This window comes from Bacillus zhangzhouensis, assembly GCF_000715205.1.
Lineage (GTDB): Bacteria > Bacillota > Bacilli > Bacillales > Bacillaceae > Bacillus > Bacillus zhangzhouensis.
The window spans coordinates 1-16,036 of record NZ_JOTP01000008.1; the positions used below are offsets into that span (position 1 = coordinate 1).

Annotated in this window: 30 protein-coding genes and 1 pseudogene; 2 read left to right on the forward strand and 29 right to left on the reverse strand. The window is 38.1% G+C overall.

Annotated features, from left to right (window positions below; all coding sequences use genetic code 11):
* From BA70_RS08530 to BA70_RS08620, 24 genes and pseudogenes are all read right to left on the reverse strand, one after another.
* On the reverse strand, window positions 1-291 hold a 291-nt coding region (locus BA70_RS08530), incomplete at its 3' end, for a hypothetical protein (protein WP_078061686.1).
* Window positions 292-425: 134 nt separating this feature from the next.
* A complete protein-coding gene (locus BA70_RS08535; RefSeq protein WP_051691129.1) occupies window positions 426-1,004 on the reverse strand; it encodes a DUF4145 domain-containing protein in 579 nt (192 codons plus the stop codon).
* 215 nt (window positions 1,005-1,219) lie between these two features.
* Window positions 1,220-1,762: a site-specific integrase gene (locus BA70_RS08540; protein ID WP_034320789.1), complete on the reverse strand. Its 543-nt coding sequence runs from the start codon at window positions 1,760-1,762 to the stop codon at window positions 1,220-1,222.
* A complete protein-coding gene (locus tag BA70_RS08545; RefSeq protein WP_051691130.1) occupies window positions 1,759-2,241 on the reverse strand; it encodes an ArpU family phage packaging/lysis transcriptional regulator in 483 nt (160 codons plus the stop codon). Before BA70_RS08545 ends, BA70_RS08540 begins: the two co-directional genes overlap by 4 nt.
* A 14-nt stretch (window positions 2,242-2,255) precedes the next feature.
* Entirely contained in the window at window positions 2,256-2,378 is a 123-nt protein-coding gene (locus BA70_RS20810; protein ID WP_260857579.1) for a hypothetical protein, read from the reverse strand.
* 89 nt (window positions 2,379-2,467) lie between these two features.
* Window positions 2,468-2,707, reverse strand: a complete 240-nt coding sequence (locus tag BA70_RS08550) for a hypothetical protein (protein WP_034320792.1) — start codon at window positions 2,705-2,707, stop codon at window positions 2,468-2,470.
* Window positions 2,704-3,069, reverse strand: coding sequence for a hypothetical protein (locus BA70_RS08555; RefSeq protein ID WP_034320795.1), 366 nt, complete (start codon window positions 3,067-3,069; stop codon window positions 2,704-2,706). The genes BA70_RS08550 and BA70_RS08555 overlap by 4 nt, the downstream gene beginning before the upstream one ends.
* Window positions 3,066-3,476: a hypothetical protein gene (locus BA70_RS08560; RefSeq protein ID WP_034320798.1), complete on the reverse strand. Its 411-nt coding sequence runs from the start codon at window positions 3,474-3,476 to the stop codon at window positions 3,066-3,068. Before BA70_RS08560 ends, BA70_RS08555 begins: the two co-directional genes overlap by 4 nt.
* Window positions 3,477-3,495: 19 nt before the next feature.
* On the reverse strand, window positions 3,496-3,762 hold the full coding sequence (locus tag BA70_RS08565; protein ID WP_149865353.1) for a hypothetical protein: 267 nt from the start codon (window positions 3,760-3,762) through the stop codon (window positions 3,496-3,498).
* A 17-nt stretch (window positions 3,763-3,779) separates the two neighbouring features.
* On the reverse strand, window positions 3,780-4,256 hold the full coding sequence (locus tag BA70_RS19440) for a hypothetical protein (protein WP_078061681.1): 477 nt from the start codon (window positions 4,254-4,256) through the stop codon (window positions 3,780-3,782).
* Entirely contained in the window at window positions 4,253-4,429 is a 177-nt protein-coding gene (locus BA70_RS20165) for a hypothetical protein (protein ID WP_160171272.1), read from the reverse strand. The genes BA70_RS19440 and BA70_RS20165 overlap by 4 nt, the downstream gene beginning before the upstream one ends.
* A gap of 10 nt (window positions 4,430-4,439) precedes the next feature.
* Complete coding sequence (locus BA70_RS08580) at window positions 4,440-5,180, reverse strand: hypothetical protein (protein WP_034320804.1); 741 nt, start codon at window positions 5,178-5,180, stop codon at window positions 4,440-4,442.
* Between the two features lie 29 nt (window positions 5,181-5,209).
* Window positions 5,210-6,195: pseudogene (locus tag BA70_RS20975) on the reverse strand (DNA-methyltransferase).
* 14 nt (window positions 6,196-6,209) lie between these two features.
* Window positions 6,210-6,461, reverse strand: a complete 252-nt coding sequence (locus BA70_RS08590; RefSeq protein ID WP_034320805.1) for a hypothetical protein — start codon at window positions 6,459-6,461, stop codon at window positions 6,210-6,212.
* Window positions 6,458-6,709 (reverse strand): hypothetical protein, encoded by a 252-nt coding sequence (locus BA70_RS08595; RefSeq protein WP_034320808.1) that lies wholly within the window; start codon window positions 6,707-6,709, stop codon window positions 6,458-6,460. Before BA70_RS08595 ends, BA70_RS08590 begins: the two co-directional genes overlap by 4 nt.
* A gap of 34 nt (window positions 6,710-6,743) precedes the next feature.
* The gene (locus BA70_RS08600; protein ID WP_034320811.1) at window positions 6,744-6,953 is read right to left on the reverse strand and encodes an XtrA/YqaO family protein; all 210 of its coding nucleotides are present in this window, start codon (window positions 6,951-6,953) and stop codon (window positions 6,744-6,746) included.
* Window positions 6,954-7,022: 69 nt separating this feature from the next.
* Window positions 7,023-7,196 carry a hypothetical protein gene (locus BA70_RS20300; protein ID WP_167331429.1) on the reverse strand — a complete coding sequence of 58 codons (174 nt, stop codon included), beginning with the start codon at window positions 7,194-7,196 and terminating at the stop codon, window positions 7,023-7,025.
* Between the two features lie 15 nt (window positions 7,197-7,211).
* Window positions 7,212-7,352, reverse strand: coding sequence for a BH0509 family protein (locus BA70_RS19945; RefSeq protein ID WP_149865354.1), 141 nt, complete (start codon window positions 7,350-7,352; stop codon window positions 7,212-7,214).
* A gap of 108 nt (window positions 7,353-7,460) precedes the next feature.
* Entirely contained in the window at window positions 7,461-7,988 is a 528-nt protein-coding gene (locus BA70_RS08605; RefSeq protein ID WP_034320814.1) for a DUF952 domain-containing protein, read from the reverse strand.
* A complete protein-coding gene (locus BA70_RS20305; protein WP_167331430.1) occupies window positions 7,985-8,140 on the reverse strand; it encodes a DUF6906 family protein in 156 nt (51 codons plus the stop codon). The genes BA70_RS08605 and BA70_RS20305 overlap by 4 nt, the downstream gene beginning before the upstream one ends.
* Before the next feature lie 108 nt (window positions 8,141-8,248).
* Window positions 8,249-9,115: a P-loop NTPase family protein gene (locus BA70_RS08610; RefSeq protein WP_239646650.1), complete on the reverse strand. Its 867-nt coding sequence runs from the start codon at window positions 9,113-9,115 to the stop codon at window positions 8,249-8,251.
* Entirely contained in the window at window positions 9,054-9,914 is an 861-nt protein-coding gene (locus tag BA70_RS08615) for a phage replisome organizer N-terminal domain-containing protein (protein WP_034320819.1), read from the reverse strand. Before BA70_RS08615 ends, BA70_RS08610 begins: the two co-directional genes overlap by 62 nt.
* An 80-nt stretch (window positions 9,915-9,994) precedes the next feature.
* On the reverse strand, window positions 9,995-10,147 hold the full coding sequence (locus BA70_RS20310) for a hypothetical protein (RefSeq protein ID WP_167331431.1): 153 nt from the start codon (window positions 10,145-10,147) through the stop codon (window positions 9,995-9,997).
* A gap of 98 nt (window positions 10,148-10,245) precedes the next feature.
* Window positions 10,246-10,449: a helix-turn-helix domain-containing protein gene (locus BA70_RS08620; RefSeq protein ID WP_034320821.1), complete on the reverse strand. Its 204-nt coding sequence runs from the start codon at window positions 10,447-10,449 to the stop codon at window positions 10,246-10,248.
* A gap of 156 nt (window positions 10,450-10,605) precedes the next feature.
* On the opposite strand from BA70_RS08620, the gene BA70_RS08625 reads away from it, so the two are divergent.
* Window positions 10,606-11,004, forward strand: a complete 399-nt coding sequence (locus BA70_RS08625) for a helix-turn-helix domain-containing protein (protein ID WP_034320823.1) — start codon at window positions 10,606-10,608, stop codon at window positions 11,002-11,004.
* Window positions 11,005-11,201: 197 nt separating this feature from the next.
* Here BA70_RS08625 and BA70_RS20815 read toward each other — a convergent pair whose 3' ends face one another.
* Complete coding sequence (locus BA70_RS20815) at window positions 11,202-11,327, reverse strand: hypothetical protein (RefSeq protein ID WP_275574580.1); 126 nt, start codon at window positions 11,325-11,327, stop codon at window positions 11,202-11,204.
* A 20-nt stretch (window positions 11,328-11,347) separates the two neighbouring features.
* Window positions 11,348-12,442 (reverse strand): AimR family lysis-lysogeny pheromone receptor, encoded by a 1,095-nt coding sequence (locus tag BA70_RS08630; protein WP_034321092.1) that lies wholly within the window; start codon window positions 12,440-12,442, stop codon window positions 11,348-11,350.
* A gap of 277 nt (window positions 12,443-12,719) precedes the next feature.
* On the opposite strand from BA70_RS08630, the gene BA70_RS08635 reads away from it, so the two are divergent.
* Complete coding sequence (locus tag BA70_RS08635) at window positions 12,720-13,154, forward strand: helix-turn-helix domain-containing protein (protein WP_034320826.1); 435 nt, start codon at window positions 12,720-12,722, stop codon at window positions 13,152-13,154.
* A gap of 2 nt (window positions 13,155-13,156) precedes the next feature.
* On the opposite strand, the gene BA70_RS19090 is transcribed toward BA70_RS08635, so the two are convergent.
* From BA70_RS19090 to BA70_RS08650, 3 genes are all read right to left on the reverse strand, one after another.
* Window positions 13,157-13,408, reverse strand: coding sequence for a helix-turn-helix domain-containing protein (locus BA70_RS19090; protein ID WP_051691132.1), 252 nt, complete (start codon window positions 13,406-13,408; stop codon window positions 13,157-13,159).
* Window positions 13,409-13,615: 207 nt separating this feature from the next.
* A complete protein-coding gene (locus BA70_RS08645) occupies window positions 13,616-14,932 on the reverse strand; it encodes a CitMHS family transporter (protein ID WP_034320829.1) in 1,317 nt (438 codons plus the stop codon).
* 153 nt (window positions 14,933-15,085) lie between these two features.
* Window positions 15,086-15,946, reverse strand: a complete 861-nt coding sequence (locus BA70_RS08650) for a LysR family transcriptional regulator (RefSeq protein WP_034320832.1) — start codon at window positions 15,944-15,946, stop codon at window positions 15,086-15,088.
* Window positions 15,947-16,036: the final 90 nt, after the last annotated feature.

The window sequence follows — 16,036 nt, forward strand, 5'->3', positions numbered from 1 at the left end:
CTCCTCATTGATATGAATTACTTCAATTGCATTTTCCTTCAACCACTGAAATTCATAGCAGTTGATTATTGGATTTCGAGAATAGCCCGGCAACAAAATTAAAATTGTTTCGCTAGGATTCACCCCATCTAGCATTGCAGCATCCCTAGAAACATAGCGCGGGTATTTATATTGTGGGAATTTCTTTTTCAAATCTTGCCATAGCGCTCTTGCATGCCTTGTATTTACTCCTACGATGAAAGTCCTTGTACGTCGTTTTGAACAGCCATTTAAGATTAAGAGTTCTACCACAGATAACACCTCCATATAAAAAAGCGACCTCCGCAATGGAAGCCGCTCTCAATTTATCACCTAATACCATCATAACCGCTCTCAGACAAAATGCTTTGCCAAGATCCTGCCAAAAGTGTGCCATTAAGAAATATTTATATCTCACCCTCAAATTCATAAACTGATCTCAACAATATTTCTAAGAAGTTAATTATTTTCTCAGTTTCTTCAGCTGATGATTTTTGCGTTTCGTGAGCAGCTTCGTTCCCATTCTTTCTAATCAAATCCAGCCATTTTTTTGTACTTTTTGGTACAACAGCCTCTTTCACTAAAAACTCCACATACTCTACAAACTTTTTGTTTTTTTCAGCTTGTTTTTCCATCGCTATATTCATAATCATTTTTCTAGCCAAAATACTTGCGCCTGTATATGCATGGACTGAAAATGAATCACAGACTTCCTTATACAAATCTTGCACATCATCTGGAAGATGCTTTATATCTTTCATAATATTTTTTACAGGGTATTGTATTTGGTTTCTGCTGATATAAGTAGGACTTTGACAACCAGGACATATTAATATAAAGGCGCCCAATCCCCCTTGAGTCAGTAAAAATTCTTTTGATAAATATGCTTCTCTAGGGGCCACTAAGGCATTACAGTAGCCACATTCATATTTCTCATTTTCGATATTTCTAACACCTTCCCAATAACCATACTCCATGTCATTCATAATAATCCTTCCTTCTCTTATGTTATATATACTATTATCCACACAATCCACCAATTCACCATATCTATTAGTCTGTCCAACTGGATAAACCTCTGTATCCTTTGCCCCTCTTGCTTTTCAGCCATTTCCTTAAAATGAGTTGGACATTTTCTCATTATGGTTAGTTGACGAAAAAGAACAAAAAAAAGACCCACCTGCCATTTCAACAGATGAGTCTATAAGCCGAAATCGTCCATTGCTTTGTCCATAGCGTCTTGTGTAATTCCAATGTATCTCAATGTAATGTCAGGACTTGAATGGTTAAATATTTCTTGTAACAAGGCAACGTCTTTATGTTTTTTATAGTTCCAGTAGCCAAATGTTTTTCTGAGCGTATGAGTACCGATACTATCAAGCCCGACATAGTCCGCTGCCTCTCTCATAATGATATATGCACTGCTGCGGCTGATTGGTTTGTTGAGTCCTTCTCTACTCTTAAAAAGATACTCTTGATCATCTTTGTCTTTGATATATTGATCTATAGCTTTTCGAAGCGTCTTGTTTATTTTGATTCTTTTTTCTTTACCTGTTTTTTGTTCTCTCAGCGACACATATTGCTTTCTTACATCCTTCACTCTCAATTCCAGCAGATCGGATATACGCAAGCCTAGATTGATTCCGGCCACAAAAAGCAGCAAGTTCCTTTTGTTCCGCTCTCCAAGATATTTCTTTATATAATGGATCTGATCAAGGTCCCTTATCGGCTGAACAAAATTCATGACTTGCCCCCCTTGTACACTTCTTCTCTAAGTGCGAAGGCTAAACGGTAAAAGGCTTTATTTTTGAATCGGTAATAGTTCCGCTGGCTGAGACCCATTTCCGCGTAAATTTCGTAATCAAACATTTCTTCATCCTGCATATAGAGCATAACTAATATGCGCCGCTCTTTTTGCGTAAGACGATTAATGCCCCTTTCGATTCGCTTCATATATTTTTCCCGTTCAATCTCCCAATCCATTTTTTTAAGTGCTGCATCCTCGGTCGATGAATGAAACTGATTGGAAAAACTCGGCGGTGTAATGGTATATGTTGTTGTGATTTTTGGGAGGAAGTCTTCTGGCGTTTGCAGCCTAAGCAATTTATATTTATCCATCATTCTTTCCATTTTGAATCTTGTTTTTTCCTCGTCGATTTGAGGGATATCTAAATTCATTTGATCTGTTTGTTCGTTTGGATTCTTATCATTTTTATTAGTCATCCCAATCACTCCTTTTATTTTCTTCGCATTGCCCCGCCTTTGGCTCTTTTTAAACGCTGCATGTTTTGCCCCATCAACTCTCTTAAATCTCTGTCAGTGAGCTTCTGCGTGTTCTTTTTGGGCTTTTCCTTCTTCATGTCCGCTCCTTTCCGACAAATAAAAAACGGACACCAACCAGCACCCGTAAAAGGTGTTGATCAGTGTCCGCAGGCTCTCCGTCTTGGACTTATTTAGTTACCTCTTTGAGATCAATCAACATTTGTTCTAAGAAAGGAATATGATCTTTACCAGCAATAAAAGCAAAAGCGCCATCCTCATCATCCATTCTCACAATAATCTCAATGGATTTTGTGATAGGGTGAACCTCGTAATTCATTTTTGATGGCATGTACGGCGCATCAATAATGCTGTCGCTCAAGTAATGGTCTCCTATACTCTTTAAGTGGCTGTATTTTTCTTTTTTCATTCCGCTACCTCCGTTTGTGGATACATAGCAGCTTCAACCTTTGCTAAGACCCTTTTTTCGATTTTATTTAAATCATGCCCGTTCATTTCTGCAAAGAGAATGTTATCCTTAATGGTCGCTAGTTCTGATCTGCTAAACGCTATAAAACCTTCAAAGTGGTCTGGGAAAACATCAATATCAATTTCATCACCAAACATGTCGTCTGGATTGTTATTATCCGGTAATAAGAAATATGTGTCATCATGATATTGAAGCCCATAATCTTTGATATTCTCCTTCATTTCACCAACTGTATGTGTCGGAAAACCATCCTCATGAATCACTTTCACACCGTCAGATAGGTTTGATAATTTGATTGTCATTTCCGCACCTCGAATGACGGCGTATAGATATGGCCTTTGACGCCTGTCCAATTTTTATATTTATAGATTGTCATCTTAATTCGGTGCGTGCCAGCAGTGTGATTGACTGTGTAAAATTCCTTTGCTGGTGTGGCGTTCTTAAATGACCCAACTAGACTAAACCGCTGATCTTTCCATTTGCCGCTCACCTTCTTTTGAAGGGTGAAACGATAATAGACCGTTTCATTTCCCGTTTTTCGAGCTGTGACATCAATACTTTTGGCTTTCGGCGTATAGGAATTGGCATCCGTTGATACGCTGATTGTATGCCCTCCGATTGTTTTATATCCGCTCGTTACTGCCGCAGCAGACGGCGCATAAAGCACCGCCGCAATAATAATAGTGAGTGTGATTAGTAGTTTTTTCATCTTCATTCCCCTTCCTAAGTCATCCAGTAATGTATTGAACCAGTGTGTCTGTGAACGATTTTTCATAAGTGGATATTATATGCATTATCCAATCTATATCTACTCCAGATACATGGAGTCTAAAAAAGCGTTTAAAGTCTTCATCCGACAATTCCAATCTATACTTATTCGCACTTTCTTTAACTTTTTTAAAATGAAAGAGTAACTTACTAAGTTCAAGTGTGTACATCGTACCTTCTGTCACAAGCTCTTCCTCAAGATGATCATAAGGAATGGCGTATTTCATATTGTCATTTTCCTTTCTCATATCAAGTTACCGTCTCTTCCCAAAACCATTTCATTATCGCTAGTCATATCCTCAAGCACTTCTTTAACCGATAACAATTTTCCATCCTCACCAACTGTTCGACTGTGTCTGATTGCTGCATAGGTTTGAGTGACTTCGGAAATTTTCAATTCGTCTCCGTCATCTGCAACGTCATTATTGTAAATCTCCATTGCACGTTCGATATTGCGCGCTTTGATTAATGCATAATAAGGCTCGTGCGTCTCATAAAACTTCATTTCTTCTTTTTTGCTTTTAACCTGTTCTTCCAGCAACTGAATGGCCGTTTCAAGGTATGTCGCAAAATCAATTGCTTCTTCCTGCGCATGTCGCAACCATCCTTTTAAGTCGTGGGAAGAGGTGTCAACCTCAACCCCGTACTTTTTCAGGCCCTTTTCCTGCTGCATATGCAATTTCTCTATTACTGAATAGATAATCGGGTTGCTTTCGTTCATCGTGCTTCCTCCTTTAGTGATTCCATATCAACGTTTAAGACTTGTAGCATCCAAAGAAGAGTAGCCATGCCGGCAACTGCTTCTTTATCCGCTCCATCCGATTTCACGCCTCTTTCTCCAAAGTCGTTCATTCGATCAATTATTTGCCGCTGTTGCTTTTTATTGAGCTTCATATATTTTCTCCTAACTGAAAGTCGCTTCCGGCTCTTCATCTGGTGTCACTTCATCCTCTTCCCACTCAATATCAAGGTCGAGCTTCACACCGTTTTGACTTAATCTCATTAGCAAGATTTCAAATTCGTTTAGATATTTAAGAGATTTCAATTCATTACTTGTTCGATAGTTAATATCCCATTCCTTATCTCTTTTATAGAGAGAAATTGGTATCTCATAATTCAAATCTTCGTCACGCTCACATTCAAAAAATATTGTGGCGTATTCAAAACTACTCCATGATCTGTCCTCATTACGTTCAACTTGAACACTAACTTCAACCGCCTCATACTCTGGTCCATCATCAAATTCAATTTCAAGGCCGTCAGTTTCTACTTTCTTCGCTACATACTCCTTCCATTTCTCAAAAAGATCGGATAGCTTCATTGTTTTTTCTTTTTCTTCGATCATTAAATTCTTGAAGTTATCAAGCAGTTTGCGGTTATCAAATGAAGCTTCTTTTATCGTTTCGACTAGCACATGATCTAGTTTGGTGATGTATTCTGAGTAATCGTAAGTTTCAAGGTATGGCACAATGACACTTTTCAACTTGTTTTCAATGACTTTTCTTGCTTCTCCACCATATGAAGCAAACAGGTCTTCAAGCGCTTTTGAAACGCCTTGTTTCAATTGCTCTGCGATCAGATTTTCAACGATTCCATTTTCTAATTGTTGTGCAATAACATCTTTAATATTTTTTTCAAGGTTCATTATTTTTTCCTCCTAAGCCGCTAGGCTGTTTATAGGTGATGCAACAGTTCAATTTGCACGCCGTTTAAGCGTTTGTTTGCGATCTTTATATATTCAGGGTTCAATTCAATTCCGATGAAATTTCTACTATGCTTGAGTGCCGCTATGCCCGTTGTTCCTGATCCCATGAATGGATCCAATACAATGCCATCAACAGGGCAGCCAGCTAATACACACGGCTCTATCAGCTCCACTGGATACGTTGCAAAGTGAGCGTCTTTGGTTGGCTTGGTTGCAACAGTCCAAACAGAACGCTTATTCCGCTTATTTCTGATAGCTCTGAATGCTAAGTCACCATACTTCCCTTTGAATGAACCACGGGGCTTGTCTTCTCTTCTCCCTAGTTGTTCCATTCCGAATGCGCCTTTTGATCCTCTTGGTGGATCCGGAAACGGTTTATAAGCAGCTTCTTCTTTAATTGCTTCATGATCGTAATAATACTTTTGTGATTTTGAGAGAAGAAAAATATATTCATGTGAGCTTGTCGGCCTATCCCTCACACTCTCCGCATGGCATTGGGTTTGTTCCAAACAATATCTTTCCGCAAGTACCAACCGTCTTCTTGGAGAGCGAAAGCCACACGCCATGGCAAGCCTATTAAATCTTTTGGTTTTAATCCCGCTATTTTGTTCGAAAAATTTATAACGCCGCTTCTTTGACCAATAGATTGTTTATGTTCAGTACCTGGATGAGTACGGCCGTTTGCAATTCTTCCGCGGCCGCTTCCAGCATAAGCGTCGCCTAGATTCAGCCAGACAGTGCCATCATCCTTTAAAACTCTCTTAATCTCTCTGAATAAAGAAACGATTTTTTGAATGTATTCTTGAACGGTTTCTTCTAAACCGATTTGCTCAGTCATTCCGTAGTCTCTTAACCCCCAATAAGGCGGGCTTGTGATCACGGTTTGAATTGTATCCGGTGGCAGCGACTGAACAACGTTTATGCAATCACCTTGAAGTATCTGGTTAAGGTCCATACGGCACCCCCTATTTAATTTCCTAGTAATCCAGCGATCGTTATAATCGCCATGAAACCAATCAAGGTGAAGATGACAGGCCCGTTTGACTCGCGCTTCGCCATGACCACGTTACCCTCTATGATCAGATCATCGTTTTTGCGGACCAGCATCGGCACAACATTTTCTGGCACTTTAAGATGGACAGCAGCATCCTGAATCGTGATGGCTTGATGTTTGCAAGCTTTGACTGCCTGTGAAAGCTCGACATGTTTTGGTAGGCTCATATTTTTCCACCGTCCAATCGCTTCATAAAAGCAAATTCATATTGCTTCTCGATGTTTTTCATGGCTGCTACCCCGCCTCTGTGAAACTCATCTTTAGTTCTTTCGAAATGTCGCTGCTCCCAATTCAGTTCGTTTAAGAAAAGCTTTGAGAATCCGTTGATCTGCTGATTCTTTTTATCTATTTCTCTTTTCAAACGTTCGACCTCATGCAAAAGGTCCTCAACGTTTACTTGATCTTTTGATAACATCGCAATTCCTCCCCCCGCAGGGGACGAACCCCTGCTATTTTTTAATTTTATGGCTGTAATCAAATCTAACTCGGTCAAAACTTCCTTTAATCGTTTCGATAATCGTGTGACCATGCTCTGGCGCATTGATGCAATAGGCTATATTGTTGATGCCGTCCAGCACGACCACTTGGACTTTTCCTTGTTCGACTGAGGTTGTAAATAGTTCATTTTTTGCTAATGAAATCGTCTGCGGTTCGTTCACTTTGATCACTCCATGTGATATAATTAAGGTTCCTAAGTTTAATTACTCACATTGAACTGATGTGAATTCTTACCACTGAGACTCGACGGATTTATCTGTGCGCTTCCAACGCCAGTCTTTACGTTTGAGTCTCTTTTTATATGGTTTTGGTGGGTGCTGCTGCCTATAAGCTGCTAGTTCATCCTCTGACATAACCCATGCACGTACTGGACCTGCTTTGTATGGATTCGCTACTGTTTCCAATGTGTTCACCTCCTTTTATTCATCCCTTTGAGGAACGTTGAGATTATAGATTCTTTCTAGCTCGTCGTCAGTCAGTTTCTCGCAATATTCCCGCCCATAAGCCCCGTTTGTAAGATTCAACCACTCGATCAAAAATTCTCTCTCTGCAACTGTCATCACTTAATGCCTCCCCTCTGTTTGAGGTGGCGCACGGCTGCTGTCTTGATCCGTTTTGGACAATCTTCATATCGCGCGATGACTTCCAGCTGGCGTACTGTCGCTTTTTCAAATGGCAACAGGATGCTTTTTCTTTTCATGCTTGTACTCCTTTCCTAGCGCGCCGCCTTTACGTGGTTCGATTTTGCCTAATTCTGCTTGGTCAATTATAAGCAACAGGATGTCATCGACATTGCGGGCCAAACGATTTGCGATGTGTCTGATCGGTTCCTGGTCCTGCCACATTTGTCTAAATAAAATGATGTCTTTCTCATCCCATATGAAATCACTGTGCGGACAAGCGTAGTAAACCGGTTGTTGTTCAAACAGCTTGCGTAGATCTCTTTTTTTGTAGCTCATTGCGCTTTTTTTGATATACATAGGCTCGTTTGCGCCGACACCGTTCGGTCGCTCCTTGATCTTTCCTCTTTTTGAAAAATCAATCATCAGCATTAACACTTCTTCTTCTGGCCTGCGAAACAGCTCGGCCATTTCACTCAAAGACCTGCCTTCGTACCAGTAATCCAAAAACCGTTTAAGACCTACGATCGTCCATTCAAAATTGAAATCTTCTAAAATGATTCTAGTAGCACTCACTTTGCAATTTCCTTTCTGCGACCGACCTCTTTATGCACAATATGCATAGAAGTTGTCAGATTCCTTTCTACGAGCCAATAACGTGGGTTCAACCCATTTATCACCAGAATATTCCTTTCTGCTCTGTTAGTCTTTCTACCACCTTTTTTCATGATCGTTCCTCCTTGTGTTTTTCATAGTTTTTTAAATTTGCATCCAATTGGGCTATTAAACTAGCAAGTTCGGATGCTGTTGGGTTACTGACGGTCATGGTTTCCCTCCTAAAAGGGCAATTCTTCGTCACGCTTATCAAAGGTTTCTTTAAACAAAATGTATTTAGACCTTTTTGTCATTCGTGATACAAGTTTTGTGTCGTACATTTGTTTTAATTTGTCTCCAGTTAAATTGGATGTGTAAATCGTTGCTTTATCCTGTCTAGCTGATGTGACTGCATAAAGTATCTTGTGTATAAAGTTGGTGGCCTCACTCTTTGAGTGTTCAGATCCCGTTTCAGCCCCTATGTCATCAACCACAAGATAATCCACATCACCTATAAGACCTGTTACATAACCTTGGGTGAATTTACTTTCTTTGTTGTGGAAAGAGTCTTGAATGGCAAAGGCAGCATCAGCAAGGTTTACAAATAAGCATGATTTCCCCATATCTTCGGGGTTGTCAGGGTCAGGCGGTACATTGAGTGCTTTAAGTGCTGCATAAGCTAGATGACTTTTCCCTACACCTGGATGACCTTGAAGAAAAATGTTGAATACTTCGCCTTGTTTTAAATAACCAACCATTTCCATCATGCGGCGCTTATTTGCCGTTTCCTCAGGCTCGGCCACTTTGTAATTATCAAACGTCGCTTGTGCAATGGTTCTGTCTCGGAAGATGCTTCTCTTTTCAAGCGTGTTGAAATTCTTTGTTCGCTGACTGAACTCTATCTGACTCTCTAAGTCTCTTTGAAGCTTTTTTTCATCTGCCTCCAGTTCACACCGTGGACAGACCACATTGCCATTTAGGATCATCATACGAACAGGCTTTACGACATCCTTGTTACCTCTGGTGTATGTGTGTTTCTCACAAAAATCAGAATGGAAGGTCATTCTTGCGTTTAAGGGTCCCGCTGCCACTGATTTGATGCTCTGCACGTTTTATCACCCCCGCACCTTCATTCAGATATCCTTCAAACTTGGTTCCAAACAATGTAGTTGGCTGCAGGTATTTATTCATTTTTTCGTCTTTAAGCCATTGATTAGCTTTTGTCAGGATCACAGTTTTAAAGTCTTCAAATCTGAATCCGTCATTCCAGCGTGCTTTTATTAATCTTTGTGTAGCAGTAGACGAATGTCTGAAAGATTTCCCTGTTACTTTGTTCAAAAGATCAACAATCAGTTTGAATGGAATTTCAGATTCTTGAGTTTCAGGATTAACAGTCGGGTTGCCCGACAATATATCTTTTAATTCTTTATCTTTATCTAATTCTTTATCTATATCTGTTGCGTGACTTGGTGTGACGTTGATCGTGACGTCACGTGACATGTCATTTTCAGGTTGTGGAAGGCTCTGTTTTTTGCGTTGCTTTTGCTTTCTCAATCGGTTCTGCTCCCTGATCTTTTCGAGAGCATCCAAATTCTGATGCTTCTCCCAATTACATATACTGATATAATTCTGTTCATTGATTTCTATCATGCCGAATTTCCTGAATGTGTCTAAAGCCATACGAACAACTCCTAATGGTCTTCCAAAGATATGCGCTAGCATTTCGTCTGTGTAAGGCACGTTTTCGCTTAGATAAATAAAACCAGATGCGTTAGTTTTTCCTGCTTGAGCAAGTAACTTAACCCATATAATCAACAGAGTGTCAGATTCAGGCATTTGTTCAATGAGTTTGATTTTTTCATCATCGAACATCTGGGTGCTTAGTTTCACCCATTTGACTTCCCCCATCTTTAAAAGCCTCCTAACGTTTTTCATGAATAGTTTTTCTTATTAAAGCTTGTCCTCTAAAAAAAGGTGAAACAAAAGTTTCAAGCCTCTTTAGTTTTTTTGTTCTTTTCTTTTTTTACTGGTGTGTAATAAGGCGCCACAGCCTCGGTAAAAAGTTTTTCCCTGTCTTCTGTGCCAAAGAATACTTCTCCAAGAAACAAATTGCTTTTTCTCTTTTTCTTTTTCTTAGCCATAAAGATCACCTCGAAACATATTATGCAATGTGGACAGTAGGACTACCCATCAAATTTGAATATTAAAACTCCAACCATCATTCCTGACAGGTATTAAATTATCCAAAAAAAAGCTTGGCTTTTATGCCAACTTGTTCTGAAATTCTCTCTAAGCTTTTAAAAGTAGGAGAAATTTTTCCGTTTTCTAGTCTCGATATATAAGAACCCGTAAACCCCATCTCTTCTGCGAATTCTTCTTGAGAAAGACCACTCTCTTTTCTTTTCATTTTCAACATTTTAGCTAGTTCATTAAGATCAATCACACAGCACCTCCTGATATTCCTGTCAGGAATGAATATACCACACAGGAATATTAATGGCAAGTCTTTTCCAAAAGAAATATTCCCGTCTGGAAAGTCAGTATGCTATAATTATTATGTAATTTTGGTTAAACTGTTACGATCAAAGGTGGTTTTAAAATGGAGAATAGAAAAATCGGTTTTGCTGTAAAGCGTCTACGTTTAAAAAAGAAGAAAACTGTAGAAGATGCAGCTAAGGAAATTGGTATATCTCAAAGCTATTTATCTAGAATTGAGAATAACTCACAAATTCCCTCCGTTAAAGTTATAAATAAAATAGCAGATTATTTTGATGTACATAGTTCATATTTATTTTTTGATGAAGAAAGCATAAATAGCTTTACTGAAAAAGAGAACGAATTAATCTCAAGCAAACATATTAATATAAATGACCTTGAAAAATTAAACATTGTTCATGATAACGGCTCTAAAATCACAAAAGAAGAAATTAATTATGTAATTGATCGCCTAAAGGAACTAAGAGAATTAAGAGAAAATTATTTAAAAGGAAAAGAATAATTTATTTTTTTTTGCTTTCTTCTTCAAGTTTCTTTATTTTAGATATTTCTCTCTCTATTTTTTCAATAAGTTGTTCGTAACTAGACAATATACTTTCCCCCTAATTTAACTAGTGTTTCCTGTTTTGTTGTTTTCCCAAAACAGGAAACACCTCTTTAAAACACGAAAGACGATACCATTTCTGGTAACGTCTTTTTTTACATCCCTACTCTTACTTCTTTTGTTTGAAAAATCATTTCTTTTTCACTCGTCATATCAGCGCCCTTCACTCCGGCTGGTAATAGAAAAATTGTTATTATAAATAAGCTAGTTAATACTTTCATACTTTCACCTCCCTTGACCTTTAAAGTGTAAGATCTAAATCCATTTTTTTCAACTGGATTTTCGGGATATTAGCTCTAAAGTAATCACGCTGTTCAGAGAAAAAGTGTAAACATAATAAAATTTTATCTGTCCTTACCTCTCTAATTCCATCAAATAAATATGCATAGGGGCGTAAGGATTTATCTAAGTAATACAGATTAAGTGAACTGCCTTCACTTAGAAGCTGTGTGAAATGTGTAACATTATAATCTTCATCAATTTTTTTACACCAGTAATATTGAAGAATAGCAATCTCTTCTTTATTTTGGATAACTTCTTCTTCTCTCTCTGGAAACTCTTCATATAATTTCAAAAGTTGCTTGTAGTAATTTAGTGATTTCTTATACGACTCAAAAAAATAGGATAGGCCAAGTAAATATGTTGCGGTCATGACATGGCTTTTGCTAATACCTGTTTTCATTAAAGACATTGCAGAATCTCTTGCTTTTTCAATATTATTTTCTTGTTTCAGGTACGTGTTTGCAAGAATTTCATCAATTCTCGCTTTAAAGCTCTTCTTTAGAAATGGATCATTAATTCCTTTTAAAAATTCCTTGGCTCTATCAATTGAATACAAACTTAAATCGTACTTCCCGATATTGTAATAGACATATGATTCAAATATTTCAAGTAATGTTTTACCTTCTATAGTTTTTGCTTTAAGATTGTTTAATGCTCTTTGGTGTTCAAGCGGTTTAAATGATTCTCTAAAGTTCAAAGCAAAGCGGTAAGCATTACAAGCGTCTGGTGCTACAGAAGAATAATTATCAATAATATATCTTATTTCATTAAACATCTGATTGGTGTAATAATATTCCAAAGCGCTATAAATGTATTTCTTATCGAAGCCACTTTTAGAGTATTCTTTCATCAATTGTTTTTCTTCACTAGGTGAAATTTCCCTTACTGTTTCTATGACCATCCAAAAAGCTATTTCTTTTCCCGAAAAAAATTTACTCATATAACCTTTTGTAATCCCGATCGCTTTGGCGATACTATTTTGGGATTTCTCCATTTTATCCAGGTGTTTTTTCAGAACGTCTCTTATATCATCATTTTTAACTGTACTGTGCATATGCTCACCTTTCAAAATCAATTTAGCACTCTAAAGTCGAAAATGCTGTCACAAAATGTCGAATAAGTATGAATTTTTAATCTAAAATTAAAAACAATCCTTTTCTGTTAATTCAATTATAATCCTTTTAAGGTTTATATTAACATATAACTTTTGGAGGAGTTATATGCTGCGAGCTTTATTTGTAAATATGAGTAGGATTATTAGCAAGTAATTTCCAACATGATATAATTATTGTTATTGATTAAGTGTTATTAAATTGAGGTGTCTTTATCTAATGGATTATAAAAAAAACGAAATAATCGGAATAAACTTAAACAGACTAAGAAACAAGCAAAAACCTAAACTATCAATAAGACGTCTCGCTGAAGAAGTTGGTTTGAGTAATGGGTATTTATCAAAGCTTGAAACCGGTAAGATTAAAGGTCCGTCTTTGGAAGCCATGATGAAACTTTCCGATTTTTTCAATGTGGATCTCAGCTTTTTTATTACCGATCCTAGATATATTGATAACAAAGGCAAAGATGTAGAGACGAATCAAGTTTATGTGAATGAACTGACTCTTGATACAATCAAAAATATTAACATTATAGATGATGATGGAAACCCATTAACAGATGATGAACGAAATTTCATGCTTGATGCATTAAAAAAGTATAGAGCCTCTAAGGTCAAATTCTTCACAAGCAATATTTCATCGAATGACGATTGATTTTAAGCTTCTTTTTTTCCACTCCTATTTCTTTCCCCTTCCTCTAAGCACTTTGTTTCTACACTTATTCGAGGAATTATTGTTCGTTTGCAAAAGGTATGCTTAGCATTCGAAATATGATTTCGAACAGTCTTTTCGCTAATAAATAGCTCGCTTGCAATTTCTTTTGTTGTTTTATCTTGGACGAGCAATTCAAATACTTCTCTTTCTCTTTTGGTTAATAGCGGCTTGGATTGAAACTCTTTCTCCTTCAAGTATTGTAACCCTCCTTGCTAAGGTGAGAGCTCTAGTCTCTATAGAATGGGATTCTGTATAGTCGAGATATCATATGCCGCGTACGAGAGGTAGGTGACGTTAAAATCAAGAATTCCCACAGATCAGCGTCCAATTTCCTCCCCTTCAAACCGCACAACTAAGGACGAGTCTACTACCTGAGACATCGTCCTTTGTTAAACAAGCATTTAAAATATAGAAATGGCTCCTGTTAAAAGCGCAATGAGTGTTGTAAACAGGGCGGTTAACACCGTCCATAACAGTGCGTATTTTTGCAAATCACCAATATCTTTGTTCAGCATACTGACAAGAAGTAAGGTTGAGGCCACAAGAGGACTTAGTAAATGGACAGGCTGTCCGATAATAGAGGCGCGCGCAATCTCCACCGGATCAATCCCATAAGCTGCGCCGGCTTCAGCCAAGATTGGCAGCACCCCGAAATAATAAGCATCATTTGAAAGAACAAATGTAAATGGCATACTCGTCAAAGCGACAATTAGCGGGAAAAATGAGCTGTAGGAATCCGGAATTAAGTAAATCACTAAATTGGCAATCGCCTCCACCATTTTTGTTCCCGAAAAGATTCCTGTGAAAATCCCTGCTGCAAATACAAGCGTAATAACCGTTAATGCATTCCCAGCATGCGATAAAATTCTCTCGCGCTGGTCTTCAACCTTTGGATAGTTGATCATGAGAGCGATGACGAATCCAATTAAAAAGAGGACAGGAATCGGTACGATATCTAAGACAAGCGTGGCCATGACAGCAATCGTCAGGAAAAAGTTGACCCAAATCAGATTTGGTCTCTTCATATCCTCAACGCCATCCTCAATTGACGCAGCTAATTCAGGAGAGATGGATACCTCTTCTTTGTGCTGAATCTCAGCAATACCAATTCGCTTCCGTTCTTTTTTCCCAAGTACATATGCAGTAAAAAGTATAAAAAGAGCGCCCCCTAACATCGTCGGGAGTAATGGAATAAAAAATTCAGCGGCATCTAATCCAAGCGCAGCGATTGCACGAGTAGCTGGACCACCCCAAGGCGTCATACCGCTCATAATTCCTAATGATAATAATGAGATCGTTCCTAAAATCAGGGGGTTCATCCCAATTCTTAAGAAAAGTGGCAACATAGCTGATACTGTAATCATGTACGTTGTGGTCCCATCACCATCTAATGCAACAAGCATAGACAAAATCGCTACCCCAAAAGCAATTTTGACAGGATCACCTTTCACAATACGTAGAATGAGTTTAATCAGAGGATCAAATAATCCCGCATCCAGCATGACACCGAAGAACAAAATCGCAAATAACAATAAAGCAGCTGATGGTGCAACCGTTTTGAGTCCATCAAGCATCATGTCCCCTAATCCGCTGTTAAAGCCCCCGATCAATGCAAATATGATAGGTACAACGGTTAGAGCTACCACCGGATGCATACGTTTTGTCATAATGAGAAATGTAAATGTTAAGACCATCAAGATCCCTAAAATAGCTAGCACTTTATATCCCTCCATCCTCTTCTTTACACGATCAACAAGCGCCCCTTTGCACTTGTGATCTGAATGTTAGCGCTTTCTATTTCAAGGATATAATAGCTTTTTTTATAATGAAAATATTGATTTTTTCGTTTATTCAATAATTTTTTTTTATAATCAGCCTTGCTGGCTTCTTAAAAACTCAATGAATGCTTTCACAACAGATAAATGAAGGGAGTCTGGCTGGTACATAAGCCATGTATCTCTTAAAACAGGCTGTCCATCTTTATACGAAAGCCCTTTTACAAATAACTCATCACTTGGTCTGAGACAAATTTCCGGGACAATGGCATAGCCCAGTCCATGCTTCACCATCTCTTTCGATGTATCCTGACGGTCTGTCTCCATTGTCACAAGCGGCGGCATTGAGAACGTTTCCTGCCACCATCTGTTAATCAATCGTTTTAATGAACTGTCCGTATGATAATCAATGAGCGGCAGCTTCGGGAGATCCTTTAGCTGTATTTCTGATTTTGAAATGATACAAAGCCGCTCTTTATCGAGCAAAAACCGCTCTCCATTCCAGTCGTAATCACCTCTTAAAATCCCTAAGTGCACACTGGATGTTCCTAACAAATCCATAACTTTTGTGCTCCAGCCCGTGTTCACCATAAATTGAACATGTGGATACTGCTTAGAAAATTCTCTTAAAATTTCTGGCAGTTTATACTGGGCAAAATTACTTGAGACCCCTAACCGGATCGTTCCTTTGACCTTTTCTTGCATATTGAGCATGCCATCTTTCGTTTGCTGGAGCTGTTTGAGCATGTCATTTGCGTATTCAGCCAAGTACTCGCCCTCTGACGTAAATTCAATCCCTCGTTTTCTTTTGAAGAAAAGCTTCATATCAAACTCCTCTTCAAGCTGTTTCAATCGATAGCTTAAGGCAGGCTGCGAGACAAATAATTTTTCTGCCGCCTTTGTGATGTTCTTTTCTTCATAAAGTACCTTTAGAAACCGCCAATCCTTTTCATCCATTGTTTGCCCTCCTTTTTTACTAATTATAAAATTTTTTTATCGATTCCTTTTAAAATAATGTATTTAACTTATTTCTTATTATACTTTACC

Bases quoted from the DNA above. Each gene is read 5' to 3' on its own strand.
- BA70_RS08535 (WP_051691129.1), bottom strand. From the start codon at position 1,004: ATGAATGACATGGAGTATGGTTATTGGGAAGGTGTTAGAAATATCGAA.
- BA70_RS08540 (WP_034320789.1), bottom strand. From the start codon at position 1,762: ATGAATTTTGTTCAGCCGATAAGGGACCTTGATCAGATCCATTATATA.
- BA70_RS08545 (WP_051691130.1), bottom strand. From the start codon at position 2,241: ATGACTAATAAAAATGATAAGAATCCAAACGAACAAACAGATCAAATG.
- BA70_RS20810 (WP_260857579.1), bottom strand. From the start codon at position 2,378: ATGAAGAAGGAAAAGCCCAAAAAGAACACGCAGAAGCTCACTGACAGA.
- BA70_RS08550 (WP_034320792.1), bottom strand. From the start codon at position 2,707: ATGAAAAAAGAAAAATACAGCCACTTAAAGAGTATAGGAGACCATTAC.
- BA70_RS08555 (WP_034320795.1), bottom strand. From the start codon at position 3,069: ATGACAATCAAATTATCAAACCTATCTGACGGTGTGAAAGTGATTCAT.
- BA70_RS08560 (WP_034320798.1), bottom strand. From the start codon at position 3,476: ATGAAAAAACTACTAATCACACTCACTATTATTATTGCGGCGGTGCTT.
- BA70_RS08565 (WP_149865353.1), bottom strand. From the start codon at position 3,762: ATGAAATACGCCATTCCTTATGATCATCTTGAGGAAGAGCTTGTGACA.
- BA70_RS19440 (WP_078061681.1), bottom strand. From the start codon at position 4,256: ATGAACGAAAGCAACCCGATTATCTATTCAGTAATAGAGAAATTGCAT.
- BA70_RS20165 (WP_160171272.1), bottom strand. From the start codon at position 4,429: ATGAAGCTCAATAAAAAGCAACAGCGGCAAATAATTGATCGAATGAAC.
- BA70_RS08580 (WP_034320804.1), bottom strand. From the start codon at position 5,180: ATGAACCTTGAAAAAAATATTAAAGATGTTATTGCACAACAATTAGAA.
- BA70_RS08590 (WP_034320805.1), bottom strand. From the start codon at position 6,461: ATGAGCCTACCAAAACATGTCGAGCTTTCACAGGCAGTCAAAGCTTGC.
- BA70_RS08595 (WP_034320808.1), bottom strand. From the start codon at position 6,709: ATGTTATCAAAAGATCAAGTAAACGTTGAGGACCTTTTGCATGAGGTC.
- BA70_RS19945 (WP_149865354.1), bottom strand. From the start codon at position 7,352: ATGACAGTTGCAGAGAGAGAATTTTTGATCGAGTGGTTGAATCTTACA.
- BA70_RS20305 (WP_167331430.1), bottom strand. From the start codon at position 8,140: ATGAAAAAAGGTGGTAGAAAGACTAACAGAGCAGAAAGGAATATTCTG.
- BA70_RS08615 (WP_034320819.1), bottom strand. From the start codon at position 9,914: ATGGGGGAAGTCAAATGGGTGAAACTAAGCACCCAGATGTTCGATGAT.
- BA70_RS20310 (WP_167331431.1), bottom strand. From the start codon at position 10,147: ATGGCTAAGAAAAAGAAAAAGAGAAAAAGCAATTTGTTTCTTGGAGAA.
- BA70_RS08625 (WP_034320823.1), top strand. From the start codon at position 10,606: ATGGAGAATAGAAAAATCGGTTTTGCTGTAAAGCGTCTACGTTTAAAA.
- BA70_RS20815 (WP_275574580.1), bottom strand. From the start codon at position 11,327: ATGAAAGTATTAACTAGCTTATTTATAATAACAATTTTTCTATTACCA.
- BA70_RS08630 (WP_034321092.1), bottom strand. From the start codon at position 12,442: ATGCACAGTACAGTTAAAAATGATGATATAAGAGACGTTCTGAAAAAA.
- BA70_RS08635 (WP_034320826.1), top strand. From the start codon at position 12,720: ATGGATTATAAAAAAAACGAAATAATCGGAATAAACTTAAACAGACTA.
- BA70_RS08650 (WP_034320832.1), bottom strand. From the start codon at position 15,946: ATGGATGAAAAGGATTGGCGGTTTCTAAAGGTACTTTATGAAGAAAAG.